Below are 4,844 nucleotides of genomic sequence, written 5' to 3'. Positions count from 1 at the left end.
GCGTTGGTCTCGACCGGGCCCAGGTCGTTGATGGCGACGACTTCGATGTCCTTGCGGCCGTGCTCGACGATCGAACGCAGGACCAGCCTGCCGATACGGCCGAACCCATTGATGGCGACGCGAACGGTCATCGAAAACTCCTGAGCCAATTGATTTGGGGCGGTTTCTTCCGGCCAGGGCAGCGGGAGTCAAGCCCTGAAACCCAATCGGGCGACAATGCTTTCGCCTGCGGGCGGGAACATCCTTCCGTCTGGCGCGCTTTCGACCCCTGAACCTTGACCGTGGAAGGAGCCCGAAGGTGGCGAAACTTCATCTGACCGGGGCCGTGGGCCTTGCCGCGCTGCTGGGGCTGGCGGCCTGCAACAAGCCCGCCGAGCAGGCCCAGGCGCCGGAAGCTCCCGCTGCTGCGGCCCCTGCGGCGGCGCCGCTCACCACCTACGTCTGCGACGACGGCCGCAGCCTGAAGGCCAGCTATCCCGACGCCGACACCGCCGTGGTCGAGCTGGAGGGCGCGACCCACACCCTGAAGATCGCGATCTCGGCCAGTGGCGCGCGCTATGTGGGCGATGGCCTGCAATGGTGGACCAAGGGCATGGCCGACGGCCAGCTCAGCCCGCTGAAGGCCGGCGAGGACATCGCCAGCGCCCAGGGCGTCAACTGCAAGGCGCCGGAAAGCGCCACCCCGGCCGCCGGTTAGGACGCAACCGGCCTGACGCGTCCCGCGGCCTCGCGGGCGCGTTCGCGGGCCTGGTCGATATTCTCGCCCCGCGCCAGGGCCACGCCCATGCGGCGGCGCTCGAAGGCTTCGGGCTTGCCGAACAGGCGCAGATCCGCACCGGGAACCGACAGGGCCTCGGCCACGCCGTCGAAGGCGATGCCGCTCGCCTCCAGGCCGCCATAGATCACCGCGCTGGCGCTCGGCTCGCGCTGGGTCACGTCGATCGGCAGGCCGAGAATGGCGCGGGCGTGCAGGGCGAACTCGCTCTGGTACTGGCTGACCAGGGTGACCAGGCCGGTGTCGTGCGGGCGGGGGCTGACCTCGGAGAACCAGACCTCGTCGCCGCGGATGAACAGCTCGACGCCGAAGACCCCCAGGCCGCCCAGTTCGTCGGTGACCTTGGCGGCGATGGCGCGGGCGCGTTCCAGGGCCTTTTCGCTCATGGGCTGGGGCTGCCAGCTCTCGACATAGTCGCCGGCGGCCTGGCGATGGCCGATGGGGGCGCAGAAGCTCGTCTGGACGGCTCCGTCCGCGCCCTTGGAGCGCACGGTCAGCAGGGTGATCTCGAAGTCGAACTCGACCTTGCCCTCGACGATCACGCGCGGCTGCTCGACCCGGCCGCCCTCCAGGGCGTAGCGCCAGGCTGCGGCGACGCCTTCCGGCCCCTCGACATAGGACTGGCCCTTGCCCGACGAGGACATCACCGGTTTCACGAAGCAGGGGAAGCCCGCGACCTCGGCGGCGGCCTTGGCCAGTTCGGCCTCGGAGCCTGCGAAGGCGTAGGGCGAGACCGGAAGGGCCAGGGTCTCGGCCGCCAGCCGGCGGATGCCTTCGCGGTTCATGGTCAATTGGGCGGCGCGGGCGGTCGGGATGACGGTCGCCAGGCCCTCGGCCTCGATCCTCACCAGCTCGTCGGTGGCGATGGCCTCGATCTCGGGAACGATCAGGTGCGGGCGCTCGGCCTCGACCACGGCGCGCAGGGCGGCGGCGTCGGTCATGGCGATGACGTGGGCGCGGTGGGCGACCTGCTGGGCCGGCGCGTCGGCGTAGCGGTCGACGGCGATCACCTCGCAGCCGAGCCGCTGCAGCTCGATGGCGACCTCCTTGCCGAGCTCGCCCGAGCCCAGGAGCATGACCTTGACGGAGGTGGGCGAGAGCGGCGTTCCGAGGCGCATTTCGGGCTTCCTATCGGCAGGTTCTGTGGCGCAGGCCGCAGGAACCTGCCGGTTCTGGAGGAAGAGTTCTAGCCCAGCTTGGCCTTCGCCGCGGCGACCACGGCTTCGGCGGTGACGCCGAATTCCTTGTAGAGGCGGTCGGCCGGGGCGCTGGCGCCCCAGCCGTGCATGCCGACGAAGGCGCCGTTCTCGCCGATGAACCGCTCCCAGCCGAACCCGACCGCGGCCTCGACGGCGACGCGGACCGGCGCCGTGCCGATGGTCGCCTGCCGATAGGCCGCCGGCTGGGCGTCGAACAGCTCCCAGCAGGGGGTGGAGACCACGCGCGCGGCCACGCCCTCGGCCTCCAGCAGCTTCTGGGCGGCCAGCGCGATCGAGACCTCGGTCCCCGAGGCGAAGATCGTCACCTTGGCTTCGCCGCTGGCGGCCTTCAGTTCATAGGCGCCCCTGGCCGAGAGGTTCTCGGGTGCGGAGTCGCGGACCGCGGGGACCTTCTGGCGCGAGAGGGCCATGAAGGCGGGGGTCTTGCGGGTTTCGAGCGCGATCTTCCAGCATTCGGCGGTCTCGACCGCGTCGGCCGGGCGGAAGACGTTGAGGTTGGGCATGGCCCGCAGGCTGGCCAGGTGCTCGATCGGCTGGTGGGTCGGGCCGTCCTCGCCGACGCCGATGGAGTCGTGGGTCATGACGTGAACCACGCGGATCCCCATCAGGGCGCCCAGGCGGATGGCCGGGCGGCTGTAGTCGGAGAACACCATGAACGCCCCGCCATAGGGGATGACGCCGCCGTGCAGGGCCATGCCGTTCATCGCCGCGGCCATGCCGAACTCGCGCACGCCGTAGTTCACGTAGCGGCCGGCGTAGTCGGGCGTATCGAAGATGCGGGTGGCCTTGACGAAGGTGTTGTTCGAGCCGGTGAGGTCGGCCGAGCCGCCGATCATCTCCGGGATCGCCGGAAAGAGGGCTTCGAGCGCCGAGCCCGAGTGCTGGCGGGTGGCGGCGGCGGGCTTGGAGGCCAGGGCTTCGGCGATGTGGGCGTCCAGCCGCTCGAAGGCGTCTTGCGGCAGGTCGCCCTTCATGGCGCGGGTGAAGTCGGCGGCGTAGGGCGAGGCGGCCAGGCGCGCTTCCCAGGTCTTGCGGAGCTTGGCGCCGCGGCGACCGGCCGAGCGCCAGGGCTTCACCACCTCGTCCGGCACGGCGAAGGGCTCGGCCGGCCAGCCCATCCGGGTGCGGGTGGCGGCGATCTCCTGGGCGCCCAGGGCCGCGCCGTGGGTCTTGTGGTTGCCCTCCATGGTCGCCGCGCCCTTGCCGATCTTGGTCTTGCAGGCGATCAGCGAGGGGCGGTCCTGCTTGGTCGCCCAGGCGAGCGCGCGGCGGATCTGGCCGTAGTCGTGGCCGTCGATCGCCTTCACCGCCCAGCCGGCGGCCTTGAAGCGGGCGAGCTGGTCGCCGCTCTCGGCCAGCGACACCGCGCCGTCGATGGTGACGTCGTTGTCGTCCCAGAGCAGGGTGAGCTTGGAAAGCTTCAGGCGGCCGGCCAGGCTGATCGCCTCATGGCTGACGCCCTCCATCAGGCAGCCGTCGCCGCAGACGACCCAGGTGCGGTGGTCGACCAGGGCCTCGCCGAAGCGGGCGGCCAGGTGACGCTCGGCCATGGCCATGCCGACGGCGGTGGCCAGGCCCTGGCCCAGCGGGCCGGTGGTGGTCTCCACGCCCGGCGTGTGGCCGTATTCCGGGTGGCCGGCGGTGTTGGAGCCCCACTGGCGGAAGTTCTTGATCTGCTCCAGCGTCATGGCCTTGAAGCCGGTCAGGTGCAGCAGCGAATAGAGCAGCATCGAGCCGTGGCCGGCCGACAGTACGAAGCGGTCGCGGTCGGCCCAGTCGGGGCGCGAGGCGTCGAACTTCAGGAACTTGCTCCACAGCACCGTGGCGACGTCGGCCATGCCCATCGGCATGCCGGGGTGGCCCGACGCGGCCGTCTCGACGGCGTCCATCGAGAGCACGCGGATGGCGTCGGCCATGGATTGCAGCGGTGCGGGCATTATCTGTTCCGGTGAGTCTGGCGGCGATGGCGGGATTTGCGCGCGGCCCTCGCATGCGAGACGGCGGGGGTCAAGAAAGCGTCACGCCACAGGGCGGGTTTCGGCGTCGTCGCGAAGCACTCTATAGATTAACGGACACACCTTCGGAGAATGCCGAAATGCGGGAGCTGGCGATCGAAAGCCCCCTGGAGCAGGCCGTGAAGCGCCTGGACCGCGCGATTTCCGCGCTGGAGCAACGCCTTGCGGGCGCGGGCGGGAAGGCCGGCGACGGCCTGTTCGACCATGAGGCCGGGAAGCTGGCCGCGGAACTGGAAAAAGCCAAGGTCCGCGAGCAGGAACTGGAGGCGGCGGGCGCAGAGGCGTCCGCGGCCCTGGGCCGCGCCATCGCCGAGATCAAGACGGCCCTGGCCGGCGATCCGGCCCAGGCCTCGCAGCCCGAGGAGGCTTGAAGCCATGGCCCAACTCAACATCACCGTGAACGGCCGTCCCTATGCGGTGGGCTGCGAGGATGGCCAGGAAGGCCACCTGATGGAGCTGGGGCGGCTGTTCGACCGCCAGGTGCGCCAGGTGTCGCAGGACATGGGCCAGCTCGGCGAAACGCGGCTGTTCCTGATGGGCGCGCTGCTGCTCGCCGACGAGCTCTCGGACCTGCGCCTGCGGCTTTCGGCCGTACAGGCCGAACTGGCGCGGCTGCAGTCGGACCAGGCTCGTGTCGAAACCCGCGCGGTCGGGGCGCTTGAGAATGCGGCCAAGCGGATCGAGAAGCTGGCGCAGAGCTAATTCCTCCCCCGCTGGGGGAGGTGGCGCGCGAAGCGCGACGGAGGGGGTCTACTGAGTCCGAAGTCCCCCTCCCCCGGCCCTTCGGCCGGGAGCTCCCCCAGCGGGGGAGCCCTTGGAGGCGCGCTGCTTGTA

Annotated in this window: 6 protein-coding genes; 3 read left to right on the top strand and 3 right to left on the bottom strand. The window is 70.6% G+C overall.

Features of this window, described 5'->3' with window-relative positions; all coding sequences use genetic code 11:
• Positions 1-131 (bottom strand): glyceraldehyde 3-phosphate dehydrogenase NAD-binding domain-containing protein (locus tag ACE3TL_RS16550; RefSeq protein WP_374579761.1); only part of this gene is annotated, 131 nt, incomplete at its 3' end.
• Between the two features lie 167 nt (positions 132-298).
• On the opposite strand from ACE3TL_RS16550, the gene ACE3TL_RS16545 reads away from it, so the two are divergent.
• Positions 299-697 carry an MliC family protein gene (locus ACE3TL_RS16545; RefSeq protein ID WP_374579760.1) on the top strand — a complete coding sequence of 133 codons (399 nt, stop codon included), beginning with the start codon at positions 299-301 and terminating at the stop codon, positions 695-697.
• Here ACE3TL_RS16545 and purT read toward each other — a convergent pair.
• Positions 694-1,893 carry a formate-dependent phosphoribosylglycinamide formyltransferase gene (gene purT / locus ACE3TL_RS16540; RefSeq protein WP_374579759.1) on the bottom strand — a complete coding sequence of 400 codons (1,200 nt, stop codon included), beginning with the start codon at positions 1,891-1,893 and terminating at the stop codon, positions 694-696. The genes ACE3TL_RS16545 and purT overlap by 4 nt on opposite strands.
• 68 nt (positions 1,894-1,961) lie before the next feature.
• Positions 1,962-3,932 (bottom strand): transketolase, encoded by a 1,971-nt coding sequence (gene tkt, locus ACE3TL_RS16535; protein WP_374579758.1) that lies wholly within the window; start codon positions 3,930-3,932, stop codon positions 1,962-1,964.
• 158 nt (positions 3,933-4,090) lie between these two features.
• On the opposite strand from tkt, the gene ACE3TL_RS16530 reads away from it, so the two are divergent.
• Positions 4,091-4,381: a DUF4164 family protein gene (locus ACE3TL_RS16530; RefSeq protein WP_374534533.1), complete on the top strand. Its 291-nt coding sequence runs from the start codon at positions 4,091-4,093 to the stop codon at positions 4,379-4,381.
• Between the two features lie 4 nt (positions 4,382-4,385).
• The gene (locus tag ACE3TL_RS16525) at positions 4,386-4,712 is read left to right on the top strand and encodes a cell division protein ZapA (RefSeq protein WP_374579757.1); all 327 of its coding nucleotides are present in this window, start codon (positions 4,386-4,388) and stop codon (positions 4,710-4,712) included.
• The last annotated feature ends 132 nt before the right edge of the window (positions 4,713-4,844 follow it).

Origin of the sequence: Phenylobacterium sp., assembly GCF_041920015.1 — a bacterium.
In the GTDB taxonomy this organism is placed as follows: Bacteria; Pseudomonadota; Alphaproteobacteria; order Caulobacterales; family Caulobacteraceae; genus Phenylobacterium.
Note: the sequence above shows the minus strand (reverse complement) of the source record. Positions and strands in the feature narration are given on the sequence as shown.

Coding starts and splice junctions, on each gene's coding strand:
- tkt (WP_374579758.1), bottom strand. CDS start 3,932: ATGCCCGCACCGCTGCAATCCATGGCCGACGCCATCCGCGTGCTCTCG.
- purT (WP_374579759.1), bottom strand. CDS start 1,893: ATGCGCCTCGGAACGCCGCTCTCGCCCACCTCCGTCAAGGTCATGCTC.
- ACE3TL_RS16525 (WP_374579757.1), top strand. CDS start 4,386: ATGGCCCAACTCAACATCACCGTGAACGGCCGTCCCTATGCGGTGGGC.
- ACE3TL_RS16530 (WP_374534533.1), top strand. CDS start 4,091: ATGCGGGAGCTGGCGATCGAAAGCCCCCTGGAGCAGGCCGTGAAGCGC.